Annotated in this window: 16 protein-coding genes; 12 read left to right on the forward strand and 4 right to left on the reverse strand. The window is 47.7% G+C overall.

What is annotated here, in order from left to right; genetic code table 11:
* The first annotated feature begins 270 nt into the window (after positions 1 to 270).
* Both NC996_RS05740 and NC996_RS05745 read left to right on the forward strand, forming a co-directional pair.
* Positions 271 to 801: a hypothetical protein gene (locus NC996_RS05740; protein WP_190687581.1), complete on the forward strand. Its 531-nt coding sequence runs from the start codon at positions 271 to 273 to the stop codon at positions 799 to 801.
* A gap of 164 nt (positions 802 to 965) precedes the next feature.
* Positions 966 to 2,006, forward strand: coding sequence for a mechanosensitive ion channel family protein (locus NC996_RS05745; protein WP_190411975.1), 1,041 nt, complete (start codon positions 966 to 968; stop codon positions 2,004 to 2,006).
* An 87-nt stretch (positions 2,007 to 2,093) separates the two neighbouring features.
* Here the strand turns inward: NC996_RS05745 and NC996_RS05750 are convergent, their stop codons facing one another.
* Positions 2,094 to 4,154 carry an S-layer homology domain-containing protein gene (locus NC996_RS05750; protein WP_190687582.1) on the reverse strand — a complete coding sequence of 687 codons (2,061 nt, stop codon included), beginning with the start codon at positions 4,152 to 4,154 and terminating at the stop codon, positions 2,094 to 2,096.
* 132 nt (positions 4,155 to 4,286) lie between these two features.
* Here NC996_RS05750 and NC996_RS05755 point away from each other — a divergent pair, with 132 nt between their 5' ends.
* Together NC996_RS05755 and NC996_RS05760 are read left to right on the forward strand one after the other, a co-directional pair.
* Positions 4,287 to 5,183 (forward strand): alpha/beta fold hydrolase, encoded by an 897-nt coding sequence (locus NC996_RS05755; RefSeq protein ID WP_190411973.1) that lies wholly within the window; start codon positions 4,287 to 4,289, stop codon positions 5,181 to 5,183.
* Between the two features lie 342 nt (positions 5,184 to 5,525).
* Positions 5,526 to 6,311: a DUF3891 family protein gene (locus NC996_RS05760; protein ID WP_190687585.1), complete on the forward strand. Its 786-nt coding sequence runs from the start codon at positions 5,526 to 5,528 to the stop codon at positions 6,309 to 6,311.
* Positions 6,312 to 6,574: 263 nt separating this feature from the next.
* Here NC996_RS05760 and NC996_RS05765 read toward each other — a convergent pair whose 3' ends face one another.
* Positions 6,575 to 7,135 (reverse strand): opioid growth factor receptor-related protein, encoded by a 561-nt coding sequence (locus tag NC996_RS05765; RefSeq protein WP_190687588.1) that lies wholly within the window; start codon positions 7,133 to 7,135, stop codon positions 6,575 to 6,577.
* Between the two features lie 343 nt (positions 7,136 to 7,478).
* Between NC996_RS05765 and NC996_RS05770 the strand changes: the two genes are divergently transcribed.
* The 8 genes from NC996_RS05770 to NC996_RS05805 all read left to right on the forward strand — a co-directional run bounded on the left by NC996_RS05770 (position 7,479) and on the right by NC996_RS05805 (position 15,709).
* A complete protein-coding gene (locus tag NC996_RS05770) occupies positions 7,479 to 7,676 on the forward strand; it encodes a hypothetical protein (RefSeq protein WP_339380403.1) in 198 nt (65 codons plus the stop codon).
* Position 7,677: 1 nt separating this feature from the next.
* Positions 7,678 to 7,956, forward strand: a complete 279-nt coding sequence (locus tag NC996_RS05775) for a pirin family protein (RefSeq protein ID WP_190687594.1) — start codon at positions 7,678 to 7,680, stop codon at positions 7,954 to 7,956.
* Between the two features lie 41 nt (positions 7,957 to 7,997).
* Positions 7,998 to 9,248 carry an MFS transporter gene (locus NC996_RS05780; RefSeq protein ID WP_242037642.1) on the forward strand — a complete coding sequence of 417 codons (1,251 nt, stop codon included), beginning with the start codon at positions 7,998 to 8,000 and terminating at the stop codon, positions 9,246 to 9,248.
* Positions 9,249 to 9,330: 82 nt separating this feature from the next.
* Entirely contained in the window at positions 9,331 to 10,221 is an 891-nt protein-coding gene (locus tag NC996_RS05785) for a hypothetical protein (RefSeq protein ID WP_190687597.1), read from the forward strand.
* A 210-nt stretch (positions 10,222 to 10,431) separates the two neighbouring features.
* Entirely contained in the window at positions 10,432 to 11,142 is a 711-nt protein-coding gene (locus NC996_RS05790) for an SDR family oxidoreductase (protein ID WP_190687599.1), read from the forward strand.
* A gap of 286 nt (positions 11,143 to 11,428) precedes the next feature.
* Positions 11,429 to 12,301: an MBL fold metallo-hydrolase gene (locus NC996_RS05795; protein WP_190687602.1), complete on the forward strand. Its 873-nt coding sequence runs from the start codon at positions 11,429 to 11,431 to the stop codon at positions 12,299 to 12,301.
* Between the two features lie 213 nt (positions 12,302 to 12,514).
* Complete coding sequence (locus NC996_RS05800) at positions 12,515 to 14,446, forward strand: iron uptake porin (RefSeq protein WP_190687605.1); 1,932 nt, start codon at positions 12,515 to 12,517, stop codon at positions 14,444 to 14,446.
* Positions 14,447 to 14,617: 171 nt separating this feature from the next.
* The gene (locus NC996_RS05805; RefSeq protein WP_190435962.1) at positions 14,618 to 15,709 is read left to right on the forward strand and encodes a hypothetical protein; all 1,092 of its coding nucleotides are present in this window, start codon (positions 14,618 to 14,620) and stop codon (positions 15,707 to 15,709) included.
* 105 nt (positions 15,710 to 15,814) lie between these two features.
* On the opposite strand, the gene NC996_RS05810 is transcribed toward NC996_RS05805, so the two are convergent.
* A complete protein-coding gene (locus NC996_RS05810) occupies positions 15,815 to 17,503 on the reverse strand; it encodes an NAD(P)-binding protein (RefSeq protein ID WP_190687608.1) in 1,689 nt (562 codons plus the stop codon).
* 56 nt (positions 17,504 to 17,559) lie between these two features.
* Entirely contained in the window at positions 17,560 to 17,742 is a 183-nt protein-coding gene (locus tag NC996_RS05815) for a hypothetical protein (RefSeq protein WP_190687611.1), read from the reverse strand.
* Positions 17,743 to 17,967 lie beyond the last annotated feature (225 nt).

Below are 17,967 nucleotides of genomic sequence, written 5' to 3' on the forward strand. Positions count from 1 at the left end.
CTGGCGCGGACTGAGAACCAATATAGAGTGTATGACGAAACCTGCTCAAGGTAGATTTAGAAGCGATCGCAAAATTTTGCATAGCATCTCTTACCCGCGCAGGATTCAGCCAGTTTTAGACTTGAAGATAGGGCAAACGAGCGATCGCTGTAGATACGCCGTATACAACACCTCGACATCTTCGTGTCACAGCAACTCCCAGCAAGGGAGGAAGTTTAAACTGGATGGAGAGAAGAGAAATCAGCAAGCGATGGGGAGGAAGGAGAGAAAATGCAACACAAAATCGTCTGGGAACAGGGCAGCAATAATCCTGACAATACCAACAACTTCGCAACCATCCGCGAATGGTGGGCAAATCTCGCCGACGATAAAATCACTTGGCGACAGCGAATCATTCCTCAAACGGGCGATGCTACCGAACTCGATTGGGAACCCCAACGCTTTGACGAAGTATTTGAGATTCAAATCCCTGAGATTCGCGGGATCACTCTCTACTGGCGCAAAATCAACGAAGATCGAGAACGCAGCACTACGCCTACCAAACTCGAACTCGATACCCTTCGCCAGCAACTTTATATCTATCCCCAATCTCAAAAAGAACTGGTCATTCGGGTAGGGATACCAGAAACCATCTATCAAAAGATTGAATTTAAATCTCCCCAATTGCAATTTGCTGCCAAGGAAGGTGAAAACCACATCCTCACTCTGCGAGATACTCAGCAACAGTTGGAAGTGAAAGCCATTCTCAGCCCAGAAAATTTGAGACAGTTGATCGATCAGTTGAAGCAACAATTGTCGTAACTACGCTGTATCTTTTTTCTAGAGGTCGCGCCAGCAGATGAGATAAATCGTGTCTCTACAATTGTCTAGCTGCGATGTGTAGCCGCGATAGGGGCAACTCTGGAGGTTGCCCCTATCACCAGTCTCATAACATATACAAATAGATTTGAGATAAAACTATCAACATGAAGCAATGGATTGTCCCGATTGCCTTTATTCTTAGCGGATTTCTCGTTGGGATAATTTTTGATAAATTTTTTCTTCCTAGACTCAAAAGAATAGCTGTTAAAACTCGGTTGCCAGGGAATGAAATCGTTTTTCATTCCCTGCGTGGCATCCCCAAAATTTGGTTTATTGTTGCTGGCTTTTACGGAGCCATTTTTACCCTTCAACTAAATCAGGTTATTCCTGACCGGATTTCTGGCATTTTTCAGAATATTCTGACTGTTATTTTCCTCTATTCTGTCACCTTAGTTTTAGCCAGACTGACGGCGAGTTTTGTTACGATATTTGGTCAAAGAACACCCGGAGTTTCAGCTTCATTACTATCTAACCTAGCCAAAATTGTCGTTCTGGTTTTGGGAATCTTGATGATCTTGCAAACGCTAGGGATTTCCATTACACCTATTTTGGCAACCTTGGGAATTGGCGGTTTGGCAGTTGCTTTGGCATTTCAGGATACCCTATCTAACTTATTTTCAGGATTATATTTGATTATTTCTGGACAAGTCAGAACTGGCGACTATGTAAAACTAGAGACGGGACAAGAAGGTTACGTTACCGATATCACTTGGCGGAATACGGTGATTAGAGAACTGCCAAATAATCTAGTCGTTGTGCCTAATACAAAACTGGCTTCTGCCATTTTTACGAATTACCATTTACCAGTGAAAGAAATAACTTTACCAATTCAAGTAGGTGTCAGTTACGATAGCGACCTGGAACACGTTGAAGAAATAACGGTTGAAGTTGCTAAAGAAGTTATGCAAGAATTAGCAGCAGAGATTTCTGATTTTGAGCCTTTTATTTTATATCAAAATTTTGGCGAATTTAGTGTCAACTTTACAGTATTTCTTAGAGTTAATGAATTTCTGAACCAACGAATTGCAAAGCATAAATTCATCAAGAAATTGCACCGACGCTATCAACAAGAAGGAATTACTATCCCTTTCCCAAGTAGAGAAGTTTATGTAAACCAGAAGGGAAATAATATTGCTAATGACTAATATAAACGTCGAAAAAATAGAAGCCGCAGCTATTCAATTTGGATAGCTGCGGCTTTCTTTAGTCGTCAGACTAACGATTACCGACGATTACCGACCCTGACGACCCGGACTGCCAGGCGCTGCGCCTGCTCCTTCGTCGTTACTGGGCTGGTTCCGATTGGAATTGCCCGGATCGCAACCTTCTGACCCATTACCGACCCCTTGGTTGCAATTCTGACGCTGATTCGTGCGTTCGTTCCCCTCTACCTCACGGTTATCGCCAGGGACGTTTTCTGGCTTGGGAGTATCAACTTCGCGCACTGTGGGGGGTTTCGCACCTTCTCCCGCCACGTATGGCGAGGCGATGTTCTGAGCCTTCCCAGTGCTGACTAAGGCTTGGTAGAGGAAAGCACACACCTCTGCACGGGTGGCGACTTGATTGGGTTTGAGTGACTGGACATTGGGATAGTTCACCACTAGACCCCGTTCTGTCGCTGCTGCAACCAAACTGCGGACGTCGCTAGGGATGCTAGCGGCATCGCTGTAAACTTGCAGTAGCGTCTGGGTGGTGGTACTGGCAGAAGAGTAGTTCATTCCCTTTGCCAATGCCACTAAGATATCCAGACGAGAAAGCTTTTGGGTGGGGTTGAATGCATTGCTGGAAACAGCGCCTAAAAAGCCCATTTCATAGGCTTCTTGGATAGCACTGTACGCCCAGTAATCCGAGGATACATCCCGGAAGGCGATCGCATTCCGCACTTTATTCATCTCAAACGCTTTCCGCAGCATCGCCGCAAACTGGGCGCGAGTCACCGGCTGATCCGGTCGGAATCGACCATCGGGGAAGCCTTCGATAATTTCTAACTCCGCCAGTTGGGCGATAAAATCTTTTGCCCAGTATCCCTGCGGAACATCGGGAAAACTCGTCTGGATGTTTCGAGTGACTCCCACGTTTGCATATCTTGCCAGCAGCTGGCTGACTTCGTAGGTCGCGTTCTCGGCTTCTACCCCAATCACCTGCACCAACTGACCGGGAGCGGATGTCAATAAGGCAGCCATTCCTGAACTGTAAACGCTCATCGTCTCACCCGCCAGCATTGATTCACCGCTGGTAAATGAGCTGGAATAAACGCTAGTCGCCGCCGAAGTCGAAATCTCGCTCGATTGGAACTGGCTGACGTTAATTTGCTCGACGCTGCTCAGGAATGTTACCCGTTCCTGAGAGTCGATTTGGGTGTAGTAGTTATAGGCGGTGGTACCGCTGTCAATGTTGCCATCCATGTCAGCATCAATGCCGTACACAGTGCGCACTACACGGGTTTCAGACGGATTTTCTGACAAAATTAGGTTAACGGCGGCGTTTTCAGACAAGCATTCAAACTCGCTGTAGCCAATCAAGCGATTTTGGTCGTATAGACGCACGACCACGCGATCGCCCGGATTCACACCTTTGACAAACTTCGCTTTTTGCTTGATTTTGTATCTGAAGTCGCCAAGATACTGCTCTTGGGAATAGCTGTTGCCTTGTTTCGACTTCACCGATACGCGAGTAATCACCTCTGTGAGGCTGCCTGCGGGTTGCAGAACGGCAAGACTAAAGTTGCCTGCGGATTCGGTCATTGCCACCGTAGACCGCTGTTCTGTGCGGACGGTACTCCTTTGCTCGGTGGTTTCCGTGCGACGGGTTGTTGTCTGTTGCCCAGTGGTGGTACTTTCCGACCGGAGTCGAGCCGTCAAGGTTTGGGTTGCTGTTTCATCCCACTTCACGAGCGTTCCAGATTCGTTGGTGCGATAAACCCAAAATCCCTGTTCTTTGGCGCTACCGACCAGTACCAGCCAGCCGGGAACCAGTGCCTCGGTGCAGGCAACACCTGCTTCTGCTAACTCCAAGCAACCATTTGACCAAGTTTGCTTCGCCACCTGAAGGATGGTTAAGTCAGAACTTTGCATTCCTGTCCGTTGGGCAGCATCCTTTAAAACAGCTTCAGCAACCGCTGTTGGCAGCTGGGCGGTATCGTCTTCTGCTTGGCTGAGCAGATTTCGACCCGATAAGGGCAGATTGCCCATTGTTTGTCCAACTTGCGCGATCGCAGGGGCAACCGTTGTCATACTTAAACCGGCAGCAGCAAAAACCAGGCTGCCTAAAAATACCAAGGAACTTCGCTTCATTAATCTCTTCTCACACCTAAACAAAACGGGTAGCGTGACTTTTCAAGTCGGTTAGATGTTCCCTGGTTTATCTCTTTTTAATGATAGAGACTATTACGATAGAAAAATAGTTAAGGAATCTTAATAATTATCGTGACGACTCAGCAGCTAAAAACAGGAAGCACTTTTGAAAAACTCAACTGGACTTGGCGCGGCTACCGGATTCAGTACACAGTCATGGGCACAGGTCGCCCTCTAGTGCTGATTCACGGCTTTGGCGCTTCCATTGGACACTGGCGCAAGAATATGCCAGTCCTCGCCGCTGAGGGCTACCGAGTATTTGCCCTAGATTTACTCGGATTCGGCGGTTCGGACAAGCCAGCCCTCGATTACACTCTCGAATTGTGGGAAGAACTACTCAAGGATTTCTGGGAAACTCATATTCAGGAACCGACCGTCTTTGTCGGCAACTCGATTGGGGCATTACTCAGCTTGATGGTAGTGGTGAATTCTCCAGAAATTTCCGCTGGTGGCGTGCTGATTAACTGTGCCGGGGGCTTGAATCATCGCCCCGATGAGCTGAATTTCCCCCTGCGACTGGTGATGGGAGCCTTCACGAAGCTGGTCAGTTCCAAAGTCGCTGGCCCGTTCCTATTTAACCGCATCCGCCACAAAGATCGTCTCCGTCGCACGCTCAGACAGGTCTACGTGAACCCTGAAGCTATCACGGATGAACTGGTGGATATGCTTTACGATCCTTCTTGTGACACGGGCGCTCAGCAGGTTTTTGCCTCAATTCTCACGGCACCCCCTGGCCCTAGCCCAGCTGAGTTGTTGCCAAAAATACAACACCCGCTGCTGGTACTTTGGGGAGAAGATGACCCCTGGACGCCGATTAAGGGTGCGACGATTTATAAAGAGCTAAGTGAGAATGGGCAACCCGTGAAGGTTGTCGGCATTCCCAAAACGGGTCACTGTCCCCATGATGAACGTCCGGACGTGGTGAATCCTTTGATATTGGATTGGTTGGCGCAGCTGAGCAGTCAATAAAACTTAGTCAGTAAAAGTTTCGGTTCAACTGTCGTTGCACCGACTTGTGCATTTGAGGTTCTGAATTTGAGGGAACGCGATCGCACTCGCTTCGAGATCGCGTCCCCTCGCGCCTGATTCACCTAACGTTACATCCAACCTCTTCGCTCCTTCCTTGCCTTCCTGAAAACAAAGGAAATTAGGATTACTCTATTCACTGCCGATCCCGTTCGCGGAAATCAATCTCGGAGCGGACAGACTCGTGGGGCGCGAGCGGTTTAAATGGATAAAGCACGGCTTGCTGTGATGAGGAGCATCCAACTCATCACGACTATAGTTAGGAAGATGCGGTAGGAACCATAAATGCTATATCGCAAAGAACCAGAGGGGCTGATAGCGATCGCGCAGCTTGCCCATGCGTGGGTATCGGGTCAATTGGCACAAGCGTGGGGAAATGAGTATTTTGGGAAGTTGGAACCTAGAAAAGAGGTTTGCTTAGGTGCCGAGCAACATGATATTGGCTGGCTGTCCTGGGAAAAGACGCCTACCTTCAACCCAAAAACAGGTTTGCCGCACAGTTTCACGGAATTACCGAGAAAAATCCATATAGATATCTGGTCAAAAGCCGGACAATTCGCGATCGCTCAAGGAAGATATCCAGCGCTGCTAGCTTCCCTGCATGGCACGCGCCTCTACGAGCATTACGACTCTAGTCACGACTCCCCAGAAGATATCCAGCTTGTGCAGGACTTCCTAGGGCGCGAACAGGCTTTTCAGAAGGAATTAATTGACTCCCTTCGCAACGATCCGGATTACGCACCCTACAGCACGCCAGAAGCGATCGCCCGAAATCGGCAGTTAGTGGGAATCTGGGATTGCTTATCCCTAATCCTGTGCATGAAGCTGAGTCAAGAGCGTTCTGTGAATAAGGTTCCCACGGCTGACGGCGAAATTACCCTGAAGCTGACGCCACTAGCAGGCGATCCAACCCAGGTGGCGGTGAGTCCTTGGCCTTTTTCCGAGAATGCGGTAACGCTGGTTTGCGAAGGACGCTATCTATCGGAAACCTTCCCAGACGAGGAGACGATGCAAAACGCGATCGCGAAAGCACCTTGGGTGACGATTAAAACTCACCTGCATCCCGTGTAAGCACCGACTGGATTATGTAATTAATCGGTATTCATCAAAGCAACATATTGTGCTTACCCATAAAGAAGTCAGTAGGGGCAAATGCTTTGCCTCTGCTGACTCTATATTTTGCTTTTTTTACCCAATATTCCTACTAGACTTGCTTTCAAGAGAGATGAAGAGCGCCTGCTCTCTTATCCAAGAGTAGGTAATTTTATCGTCGTTTTTCAAGAGAATCTTCGGGGTTCATTGCGACGCTCGTTTAGGCAATAAACCCCGAAAAATCAACTCATTTCAACTGCCCTTTTCCAAAAAGCATAAGTGTCACTTCCAATTTTTTGACTATCTTCTGAATAGATATCATCTAAACATTTTAAAAAAGCTTGGGCATAATTTTCTAATCCCAGAGTTGTCAAACATTTTAAAATCCTGGTAATCCGGAGGTAATTATGATTAAGAGGCTGAATCCAAGCCCTTTTTCTATCTTGATATTGGTCAGATTTGGTTATTTGAATATTATTGATGTTTCCTTCGTTGCATTTGAATCCGTAAAACCTAAGCATTACTTTAAATGACTTTTGCAGACGTGTTTTAAGTAGAGGATCTGTCCGAAAAGCTTGAACAATTTCATCATTTAGAACCAGTGCATTAGGGTTGTAGCCACTTTTATCTTTCAGGGGGAAAAGCCACTGAACATAGTCATGAATCCGTTCAAGTTTTTCGTAATTCCATGACCAAATCTCGTCGATCATCCGTCCTTCTGAATCAGGCTGTTGACTAAGATAGAAAGCCACAAGAGCCGGGGATGCTTTAGCAACCAATTCTTTGTCAGATGATTTTGCCATAAGTGTTCCTCTGCAATTAATCAAATGTTAACAATCTGGGAAATCAGCTAGATTCACGCTCATTCTAAAGCTGGCAGGGCGATAGAAAAGTCTATGAGTACTTTTGTTGCAAACGACCCTTTAGATCCGAGGAGATAACTAGAGTATTTAGCATTCCTCGTTATGGAACTATCTCGCTTTCCTCACAAAAGCTACAGTGCCTAGTAGCGCTAACAACAGTTATTAACTGTTGCCTTCATTACAATAACCGTTGATAATTTCAACAATGCCAATGTAGCTGCTAGCGTTAGGCGATCGCATGAACTGACATCCGTGCCTGACTACTCAAACTGAGATGCAAGCGATGAGTCAAGATACGCTCAATTTAATCCGCGACAGGCAAAATCGCGGTTATACCAAGCTAGGTTGGCTGGATAGCGATCGCACCTTTTCCTTAGGGGGTTTGCTTGACCCGGAGCCAATGAGATTTTGCACTCTCAGGCTGATTCACGAAGATAGAGTCTTAACCCAGTTCTGGTTTCGGTGCCCACAGCCATCATGACATGGAAATCCTCACCTACGTCCTAGAAGGTGCTATGAAGCATCAAGATAGCTTGGGGAATCGGACAGGTACTTATCCAGGAGACGCACAGATGATGAGTGCTGGCGCTGGCATCACCCACCGCGAATTTAATTTCTCTGAAACTAATTCCGCCCACTTTCTGCAAATTTGGATAATTCTCGATGCAGAAGAATTATCACCAAGGGATGAACAGCGTATTTTTCCGTTGAAGAAGGGCGTCTATCTTATTTTTCGATCGATAGGGATCGCTATCCTATAAGCATCAGTAGAGAAGGTTAACCTCCCTACTCGGATATTTAAATGATGAAAACGGCAAATCCCGATTCACTGCTCGTTAAAATCACCTTACTGGTCACGAGTACCTTAACGGTGATGTCAGGTGCGACGATTGCGCCTTCACTTCCCGCCATGCGGGCTTACTTTTCTGGCGTTGAAAATGTGGAATATTGGGTCAAACTTGTGTTGACCGTTCCGGCCTTGTTTATTGTCATTGGCGCTCCCATTTCCGGACTGATTGTAGATCGTTTGGGTCGCAAATCTTTACTGGTCGCTTCGACGATCCTCTACGGTTTTGCCGGGAGTTCTGGCTTTTTGTTGAATTCCATCGGACACATCCTGATGGGTCGCGCTTTGCTGGGTCTGGCAGTAGCGGGGGTAATGACCAGCGTTACTACCCTGATTGCTGACTACTACATCGGTCAGGCACGCGCTAACTTCATGGGTTTGCAAGCAGCATTTATGGCTTTTGGCGGCGTCCTGTTTTTGTCAAGCGGTGGCTTTCTCGCTGATCTTAATTGGCGTCTACCTTTTTTGATTTATCTTTTCGCCTTCATCATCCTTCCCTTTATCGTCGTTTTGCTCTATGAGCCGAGGCGCACTAATGTTGGGATAGGAAATGTTGGGATAGGAACAGTGCAAGAAAGCGATCGCTTCGCCTCGGACTCCGTCCTACGCATCAATGCACCAGCCGTTCCCATCAAATTACTGACGCTGATTTACGGAGTGGCAGTATTTATGCAGGTCATCTTCTACCTGATTCCCGTGCAGTTGCCGTTTTATCTCCAAAACCTCACGAAGGCTAGCGCCACCCAAAGTGGACTAGCGATCGCCTTTGCGACACTTTTCAGCGCCTTTGCATCAATGCTCTACGGACGCATCAAGGCACGTCTGCACTTCGTCAGCATTCTTACCCTAGCTTTCGCACTCATGGGTGTTGGTTATAGCATCATCGGCTTAGGGAAGAGCTACGAGCAGGTTTTAATCGGTCTGGCGGTGGCGGGTATTGGGTTGGGCTTCCTGATGCCAAATCTGACCGTGTGGCTGTCTGCTGAGTCACCAGAGGCACTGCGCGGGCGTCTTTTGGGCGGACTCACTACCTTCTTTTTCTTGGGTCAGTTTTTGTCTCCGATTGTTAGCCAACCTGTCAGTCAGCAGGTGGGTCTTGGCACCACCTACAGACTCGCAGGTGCGCTACTACTGCTACTGGCACTAATTTTTCTTGGGATGCGGCGGCAAATCACAGTCTTTACCGCCAATCCCGCGCAACCTTAAACGGGAATGCGGTAGGGGCAGAGTCTCCCCACCCACCCAAGCATTCTTGCCAATTTAAACAATCTAAAAAGGGTCAAAAATTATGACACAACCCATTCGCATTCTGCTCCAGACAACCATCCCGACAACAGAAGATGACTGGAGTATTTGGCGCTTCTCGATGTTACGCGACTATCTCGCATCTGTTACAGATGAAGCGGGGAATCTCCTGTTTGAAGTGACAGAACGCGATCGCGTGTCAGATGCAGACGGTAACGACCCGGTTTTAAGTACCCTCGACCGCTCGGATTTTGACCAGCTATGGCTATTTGCATTAGATACTGGCGAAGGTCTGACGGAAAAAGATTGTGCGGGAATCAATGCATTTCGCCGACGCGGTGGTGGTATCCTCACCACCCGCGACCATCAAGATATGGGTTGCTCCATGTACGGTCTGGGTGACATCGGCGCGATCCACTTTTTCAACACCAAAAATCCCGACCCCGACGAATCTCGCTGGTGCATTGACGACCCCTACACAACCTATATTTCCTGGCCTAACTATCATTCTGGGCGCAACGGCGACTATCAAAAAATAACCCCCACCGAACCCATTCACGAACTTCTACGCAATCCCAATTCACCTTCTGGATTAATCGAATATTTTCCCACTCATCCCCACGAGGGCGCAATCGGAGTTCCCGCAGGCGCAAAGAAGGCTCGGGTTATTGCAATGGGCAAAAGCTTAATTACAGGTCGTCCCTTTAATCTGGCTGTTGTTATCGAAAGTGAAAAAGACACTGACGGTAACACCCTAGGGCGTGCAGTTGCTGCATCGAGTTTTCACCATTTTGTTGATTACAACTGGGACATCGAAAAAGGTTGTCCTAGCTTTGTGGATGAGGCTCCCGGTGATGATATGAACCAAGAGCCACGCGCCCTAGAAGATATCAAGACTTATGTGCGTAATGTTGCTTTGTGGCTTGCGCCCTAATACGTACAGGAAACTGTACTCGTGTTGCTAATTTTGCTTCTGTACGCTCATCCACCCATGACCAGAAATTAACCAGATTCTGAGCAACTTCTCAAAGAATCTGCTGAGACTTCATTGATAAATCAGTCCTGAAATTTTTGCAGAACACTCAATAAAAGCAAAAAAGTCTAGAGTAGAAACAGAGGGAGCAGTGGAAGTATAGAAAATCCGATGCAGAAAGTCGCAATTGTCACGGGTGCCAATCGGGGACTGGGTTTTGAAACTTGCCGACAACTCGCAAAGCGAGATATCCAAGTGATTCTGACCAGTCGTGACGAAGCAAAGGGGAAAGCAGCCGTTGAGAAATTGCAAGCTGAAGGCTTAGAGGTAGTTTCTCATCCGCTTGATGTCACCAGTGCAGAGAGTATTGAGCATCTTGCTCAGTTCATCCGCAATCAATTTGGGCGATTAGATATTCTGGTGAACAATGCTGGAATTGCGAGAGATCCTTTAGGAGATACAGAGGGTAGTATTTTCAACACCAAGGTGAGTACCATCTGCGAAACGATGGAGACGAATTTACACGGCCCATTACTACTTTGCCAAGCCTTAATTCCACTGATGAAAGAGCATCACTATGGGCGCGTTGTGAACGTATCATCGGGGGCAGGGCAGTTATCCGACATGAACACTGGATTTCCCGCTTATCGAATGTCCAAAACCGCATTAAATGCCCTGACGCGGATTTTTGCCAATGAGTTAGAAGGCACCAATATTTTAGTGAATTCTGTGTGTCCTGGCTGGGTAAGAACCGATATGGGTGGCCCAAATGCTACTAGGTCTGTAGAGCAAGGAGTTGATACTATTGTGTGGCTGGCTACGCTTCCTGATGATGGCCCCACGAGTGGTTTTTTCCGCGATCGCCAACCCATCCCTTGGTAAGCACAATACCATCCCATTTCTGTATCTATTTGCCACAGGTTAGACAGACACGATCAATTGCGTTCCGACAATTTTTGTAGTCTCACCTTTACAAGAGATGAGTAGCTTGTATTTATCATCTCTCTAAAGTTAGGTTTTTTTTAACTGATGGGTTCAAGTACAGAAATTAGAACAATGTATACAAATTGATCTGCAAATTGAGCATTTTTTATCTCTCATTTTCCAGCTTCCATTTTAAGGCATTTATTTTTCACCAATTTTTTTTAAACAACAATTAGGTTAGATTATGGCTCACTTAAATCAGCGTCACCCTGAAAATATTAGTGGCGACTTTTACGTCGATACGACTTGTATTGATTGCGATACTTGTCGCTGGATGACTCCAGAGGTATTTTATCGCACCGATGAGCAGTCAGCAGTTTATCATCAGCCAGAGAATGAGGCTGAAAGATTAAAAGCAATGCAGGCTCTTTTGTCTTGTCCTACGGCTTCGATTGGGACTGTGGAGAAGCCAAAAGACGTTAAAGATGCTCAGCACAGTTTTCCGATTTTAGTCGCTGAAAATGTCTATCATTGCGGCTATCATGCAGAAAATTCCTATGGCGCTGCTAGCTATTTAATTGTGCGACCGGAAGGCAATGTGTTAGTTGATTCTCCCCGCTTTACGCCTCCTCTGGTGAAGCGGCTAGAGGAAATGGGAGAGATTCGCTATATGTATCTGACGCACCGAGATGATGTAGCGGATCATCAAAAGTATGCCGAGCATTTTGGGTGTCAGCGAATTCTCCACACCGACGAAATCTCTTCGGGTACTCGCAATGTGGAAATTCAGCTAACTGGCTTAGAGTCAGTACAGTTGGAGCCAGATTTGTTAATTATTCCAGTGCCCGGTCATACAAAAGGTCACACGGTTTTACTGTACAAAAATAAATTTCTGTTCACGGGAGATCATCTGGCTTGGTCGCCAAGTTTAAATCACTTGTTTGCCTTCCCCGATGTCTGTTGGTATTCCTGGCCTGAATTGCTTAAATCAATGCGAAAGCTGGCTAATTACTCGTTTGAGTGGGTGCTACCCGGTCACGGACGCCGATACCATGCTGACAATGAGACGATGCGCCAGCAGATGCAGCAGTGTATCGCCTGGATGGAAGCGCGTTAAAGTCTTTTTGATTTTCTCAACGCCTCTTGAACAAGGGGGTTAGAAGCACACCGCGTCAGAAGGATAGCGCCTCAATGCGTAACTTGTGACGCCAAAAACTGATATGGCAACGGCATTCCTAAGTGGGGTGCCGTTTTTTTTAGTTGATTTCCTGAAGTTAGCAATTTCGGCTGTCAAAGGTAACGGCTATGTATCCAGAATGACTAGAATCTCATGAGCGACTTCAGCCTGGTAGTTGTCGGACTGTTAACTGCTGGGAAAAACTCAACTTTGCCACCCTCAGCCGTAATGCCTCAGCCATCCGAGCGATCGCTAAATGCAACTGAGCCTCAACCCATTTTGCCCTCTTCTGTCACGGTTGAAGTTACGCAGCCAGAATTCTCAACTTCCAATCGCTTGACTTCTCACAGTCGCTTGGAGAACCTAACCCCCCGCCCCGTTCCCTCCATTGGTCAAGTGGCACGAAGTGCGGGAACGGGGAATAGGACTCCCCCCGCCTTGCAAGAGAGGGGTTGGGGCAAAGGTGTGTTGGCGGAAATGAGTTCTAGGAATGCCTCGGAACCAATACCCGCAGCAACTCAGCCGAACGATGCTGGCTTAGAAAATATCGCTGACGGCGATGAATCAGCCGATCCGATGAGTCAATTAACATCAGTCGATCAACTGACAGATGTTACTCCGGAAGATTGGAGTTACCAAGCCCTAAAAAACCTAACAGAACGGTATGGAGTCATCTCCGGCTACCCGGATGGCAGCTTTCGCGGCAACCGTTCCCTCAGCCGCTACGAATTTGCCGCCGCCCTCAATGCTGCCCTGGAAAAAATTTTCACGCAACCCCAAGGCATTCCTCAAGATGATTTAGCGACTCTGCAACGGCTTCAACAAGACTATGCCACGGAACTAGCGGAAGTGAAAGGTCGAGTCGATAACTTAGAAAGTCGCACAGCACAGCTCGAAAATCACCAATTTTCTACCAATACTCGACTATTTGGGCAAGCAATTGTTGGCTTGCAGGGAAGCAATCAAGTAGATGTGGATTTGTTCCCCAGAGATGGGGTGCCGGAACGTTCTGGTAAAGCTCAGTTGACTCTAGCAAGTAACGTTCAACTGTCTCTGGCAACCTCGTTTACAGGACAGGATTTACTGCTGACGGGGCTTCAGGGTGGAAATCTCGCCTCTTCTGCACCCTTTGTCTTTACCAATATGGGTCGATTATCGACTGAGTTAGAAACTAACAACGACCTGGTTTTGAGCGACCTTTCCTATCGGTTTCCAGTCACGGATAACTTCGGCGTTATTGTTGGTCCGGCTGGTGTTAACCCTGCCAATACATTTCGCGGTATCAATCCTTTAGAAGGTTCGGGAGATGGTTCGATTTCCTTATTAGGTCAGCGCAACCCCATTCTGTCAATTGGCAACGGCACGGGCGGCATTGGATTTGACTGGCAAATTAACAAACGCCTGAGTTTACAAGCCGTCTACAGCGCTGAACTTCCTGGCTTTACCAGTAATAGCAGCCAAGGTGGACTATTTGGCGGTAGAACCAGTGCGGGCGTGCAGTTCACCATTGCACCTACAAATAATCTAGATATCGGGTTGCACTATATCTATTCACACTCTCCCGATGGTTTGCTGGGTATCGGCACCGGCGACAATCAACTCATTTCGCCCTTGGCACCGATTATTTCGCCATCGACTTCTTTTGCCTTTAATACTCACGCCGTGGGAGGGACTTTGGCTTGGCGCGTCAACCCTAGATTGACTTTAGGGACTTGGGGAGGGTGGACTTCTTCAGACCCGGTCAATCTTTCGGGTTCTGTGGAAACTACGAATTGGATGTTATTTTCTGCGTTTCCTGACTTGTTTGGTAGAGGAAATTTGGGGGGAATTTTGTTTGGACAGCCGCCGAAAATTACTTCCAGTACCTTGCCGGATGGCTTCAATCTTCCCAACTTTTTGACCAATTTGAGTGGGACGCCGGGAGGGCGTCGTGACACGGCTTTGCACCTAGAGCTGTTTTATCGAGCCAGATTGACGGATAACATTTTCCTGACTCCAGGGGTGTTGGTGGTTTTCAACCCCGACCATAATGCGGCAAATGACACGTTAGTAGTGGGAACGATGAGAGCAACTTTCCGGTTTTAAGGAGAAAAGCTAGTAAAAGCGAAAAAGCTCTGATAAATGAAATAACCCGTTGCGGTTTCGGCAAATTTCCCCAGTATATGTGATTGAGTGAGGCACAAACTGGCGGAAGCTTTGCTTTGCCATGATGCGATCGCTCTATTTTTTGGCTAATACCAATCGGAAAGAATATTTATGCGATCGCTATCTTCAAAAACTCAGCTGAGCTTGAGCTTACTGATTAGCAGTAGTTTAACCGCGACGATCGTCGCCTTGGGAGCAGATGGTGCTTTTGCCCAAGTAACCATCAATAGCACTGGCACAGTCACAGGTACCTTTACCCTTCCCCCTGCCAACCCAAATTTCAACCAAAGCACGACTAGAGTTGATACTAATGCCGCAGGGCAATATTTCCGCAACGGCGTCCTCGTCTACACTGCACCCAATCCTGGCTATGTAGGAACCAAAGCCGATGGCACTCATTATGTAGACTTTCGCGGTATTCCCGTTGTCTCCACGAATGGAACGATTACCTCTCCAGTTCTAACTAGCGGCAATCTTCAACCCAAAAAGCAAACCGGGCAAGAAGGAACCACCTTATTTGGCACAATTCAGGATGAATTTGTCGCCAGAGGCTTCTGGGAAGGCGTTGTCACCGATCCAAAAACTGGGCAACAGTATCAAGGTGTATTTGAAATTAGGGGTCAGGGGCCTAGATATAGCGATGCCAACGGAGGCACCAGCCCCACCGTGTTTGATTTTGGATCTGAATACAATTTCGGCAACAACTTGCCCCCTACCGTGCCGAAACCCCTCCCTTCTTTTACTATTCCTGCCGGTGGTATGCCGGTGAAATTACAGGTGAAAGTGCCTGCGAATGCCGTCTTAATTACTCCAACACCTGTCCCAGTGCCAGCACCCGCCCCAGCACCCACCGCCTCAACACCCACCCCGGTAACCGCCCCAGGAACAGCTCCAGTAACTACCCCAGCACCTGCCCTAGCACCCATTAGCAGTGGCGGTAGTCCAACCAGTGGAGGAACCCCATCCCCATCTCCATCCGGGGCAAATGTACCTCCCTCACTCTTCAGCCGCAATGACTCTACTGAGGTTAATCATGTGGTTTTGGAGTCTTCCGCGACAGCCGCAACCAGTTGTACGCCTAATCAAGGCAGCAATTCAACAAGTGTCTCGTCTTCTGCCAACGAGCAGACGGCAGGATGCTCGATTGAGCTGACGACATCTGAGCAACCCATTGGGCCTCGGAGTCGAGTGCTGTTGCGTTAATGGAGGGTTTGCCAACGTTAATTAGCTTTGCTTTGTAGAAGAGGATACACAGCCTTTGCCCCTACAAAGCTAATTGAGTAAACGCTTCTAGCCAGTACAGAATCTTCAACTGGCTAGAAGTTGAGAAGGCGTCACGCGCCACAATTGCTCTAGTCGATTTGCTGGCATCGTCAAATACAAAATATCGCCAGGACTGAGGCAAGTTTCCAAAACATCCCAGCCGTGAATCGTTTGACAGTTGGTTTCGATATACAAAGGTACAAAGTCGGCGTCCATTGCCGATTCTTGAACGCGCTTGCCACAAAACGGATGCCCTGGTGTAATCATAGTGGCTAAGGCGATCCAAAGACTATCGCCAGTTATCCCATTACCTAAAATTCGTCCTCCTAAAGCCGCTGCGGCAAAGGAAGGCGCGGCTAATTCAGTCGGACTCAACACAGCATCAAATTCAAATACCTTTTGCGCTTGGGATGCAAAGTGGGGGTCTTGATTCCGCACTACGACGGCTAACTTTGGTGCAATCCCTTTGGCGCTAAGGGCAATCTCTAAATTCGCCATATCGTCGCTAGTGACAGCTAAGAGGGCGTCTGCCTTGTCTACATTGGCAGCTTTTAGGGTGGTAGATAAACTGGCATCTCCTTGAATCACGGGCACTTTCAAAGCGCGGACGGTGTTGAGAAAGCGATTGTTGGCGTCGCGTTCGATGACAACAACCTCATGTCCGTGGGTATGGAGTTGGTTGACGATTTGAACTCCAATACCGCCGAGTCCGCACACAATGTAGTGATTTCGCCCTGGAACTCGTGCGGCGTCCCAAAATTGTTTGAACCGGGTACCTAAAACAAAATCGTTGAGGAGAGCATAGCAAATCCCGATTACACCAGCACCGAGCAGCATCATCATTGCGGTAAAGATTTTAATGCTGTCGGGTGCGTGTTCTGCGACTTTCTCGTTACCACCGGCACCTGTAATCATGCCAACCGAAAAATAAAGGGAGTCAACGACAGATATTTTTGCATCGACACAAACATAAGTGAGGGTGGCAACAAAAACGGTGATCAGAAGGACTAGGGTAACAACTGCTATCGGTTGACCGTATTGCGGAAACTGTTGGAAGTTGGTCAGGACTTTGAAAAGTTTCGGAAGTACGGGTTTGCCGGAGGTGCGGACGCTGGGTTGGGTGCCAACAATTAAGCGATCGCCTATTTGCAACTTTTGCCCATACACGACGGCAGAAATGAGATCTATCTGACCGTCCACCGGCAAGTAGTAAATCAGCATCCGAGAACGGTCATCCCACAAGTCAGCTAACTTACGACCGATCCAAGGATGCATTTCATCAATATGTTCTTCGTGGATGGGCCAAGTTTGGTTAAACAGCCGCAACTGCCCAATCGCTTGGCTTCCCAAGGCGGCAAAGGCAAACACAGGCGCGGCTAGGGCAGCAACGCTCATGGTGACGTGATCTGCAAGCGTCTGGTTAAGGCGATCGCCCAAGCTCGTATTAAACAACCGATTGATAATCCGAATCCGAGGATTGAGAATTCGTGCCTGGGTGAGAATCGCTAAGTTCAGCGCCTCGTCTTCCCCAGCCAGCACTAACGTTTGGGCTTCCTGAATCCCCGCTGCTTTTAGGGTAGAAGCTGCCCGTAATTCTCCAATTACGACATCATAATCTTCACCCGGAATCGATTCTGCATGGATGCCAATCACGCTGGCTCCCTGCTGTCTTAGCAAGGAAAATATTTTATACCCAGTCAAACCTAAGCCGCAGACAATAATTTTGGGTTTCATCCCGCCTAATCACTGCCTAAATATTCGTGCAATTGAACATTCTTACTGAGTTCCGCTCAAAGGACTGTAGCCGTATACACCGCTAAGACATTGCTTGTCTTCAGGCGGTCGGGATGATCGCTGAATACACCATGCAGGCGATCGCGCTTCAGAAATTGCCAAAACGTCATTACTGGAATTGCATCATCAGCTTCTTCCAGGCAGAGAAGGAAAACTTTTTTGACATCATTCTTTGCCATCTTGGGCAGGGTGAAGCCCTTGTGGCAGTAGCCATCGTAAATGAGTTGTGCTAGCTAAGCTCTGATTTGTGGGTTAGTTTCAAGATAGGTCTGCCCTTCGGGAGAATGAGCAAACAGGTTAATTAGGTTATCGTAGTAAGCATTCAGAATTAAATCGGCTATGTGTATTTGTGTTCGTCAAATTGATGGATATCCAAAGGCGGATTTTTAATATTCAGGTGTTAG

Source organism: Trichocoleus sp. ST-U2, assembly GCF_039961875.1.
Classification (GTDB): domain Bacteria; phylum Cyanobacteriota; class Cyanobacteriia; order Cyanobacteriales; family FACHB-T130; genus FACHB-T130.

Bases quoted from the DNA above. Each gene is read 5' to 3' on its own strand.
- NC996_RS05740 (WP_190687581.1), top strand. From the start codon at position 271: ATGCAACACAAAATCGTCTGGGAACAGGGCAGCAATAATCCTGACAAT.
- NC996_RS05745 (WP_190411975.1), top strand. From the start codon at position 966: ATGAAGCAATGGATTGTCCCGATTGCCTTTATTCTTAGCGGATTTCTC.
- NC996_RS05750 (WP_190687582.1), bottom strand. From the start codon at position 4,154: ATGAAGCGAAGTTCCTTGGTATTTTTAGGCAGCCTGGTTTTTGCTGCT.
- NC996_RS05760 (WP_190687585.1), top strand. From the start codon at position 5,526: ATGCTATATCGCAAAGAACCAGAGGGGCTGATAGCGATCGCGCAGCTT.
- NC996_RS05765 (WP_190687588.1), bottom strand. From the start codon at position 7,135: ATGGCAAAATCATCTGACAAAGAATTGGTTGCTAAAGCATCCCCGGCT.
- NC996_RS05770 (WP_339380403.1), top strand. From the start codon at position 7,479: ATGAGTCAAGATACGCTCAATTTAATCCGCGACAGGCAAAATCGCGGT.
- NC996_RS05775 (WP_190687594.1), top strand. From the start codon at position 7,678: ATGGAAATCCTCACCTACGTCCTAGAAGGTGCTATGAAGCATCAAGAT.
- NC996_RS05780 (WP_242037642.1), top strand. From the start codon at position 7,998: ATGATGAAAACGGCAAATCCCGATTCACTGCTCGTTAAAATCACCTTA.
- NC996_RS05785 (WP_190687597.1), top strand. From the start codon at position 9,331: ATGACACAACCCATTCGCATTCTGCTCCAGACAACCATCCCGACAACA.
- NC996_RS05790 (WP_190687599.1), top strand. From the start codon at position 10,432: ATGCAGAAAGTCGCAATTGTCACGGGTGCCAATCGGGGACTGGGTTTT.
- NC996_RS05795 (WP_190687602.1), top strand. From the start codon at position 11,429: ATGGCTCACTTAAATCAGCGTCACCCTGAAAATATTAGTGGCGACTTT.
- NC996_RS05800 (WP_190687605.1), top strand. From the start codon at position 12,515: ATGAGCGACTTCAGCCTGGTAGTTGTCGGACTGTTAACTGCTGGGAAA.
- NC996_RS05805 (WP_190435962.1), top strand. From the start codon at position 14,618: ATGCGATCGCTATCTTCAAAAACTCAGCTGAGCTTGAGCTTACTGATT.
- NC996_RS05810 (WP_190687608.1), bottom strand. From the start codon at position 17,503: ATGAAACCCAAAATTATTGTCTGCGGCTTAGGTTTGACTGGGTATAAA.
- NC996_RS05815 (WP_190687611.1), bottom strand. From the start codon at position 17,742: ATGGCAAAGAATGATGTCAAAAAAGTTTTCCTTCTCTGCCTGGAAGAA.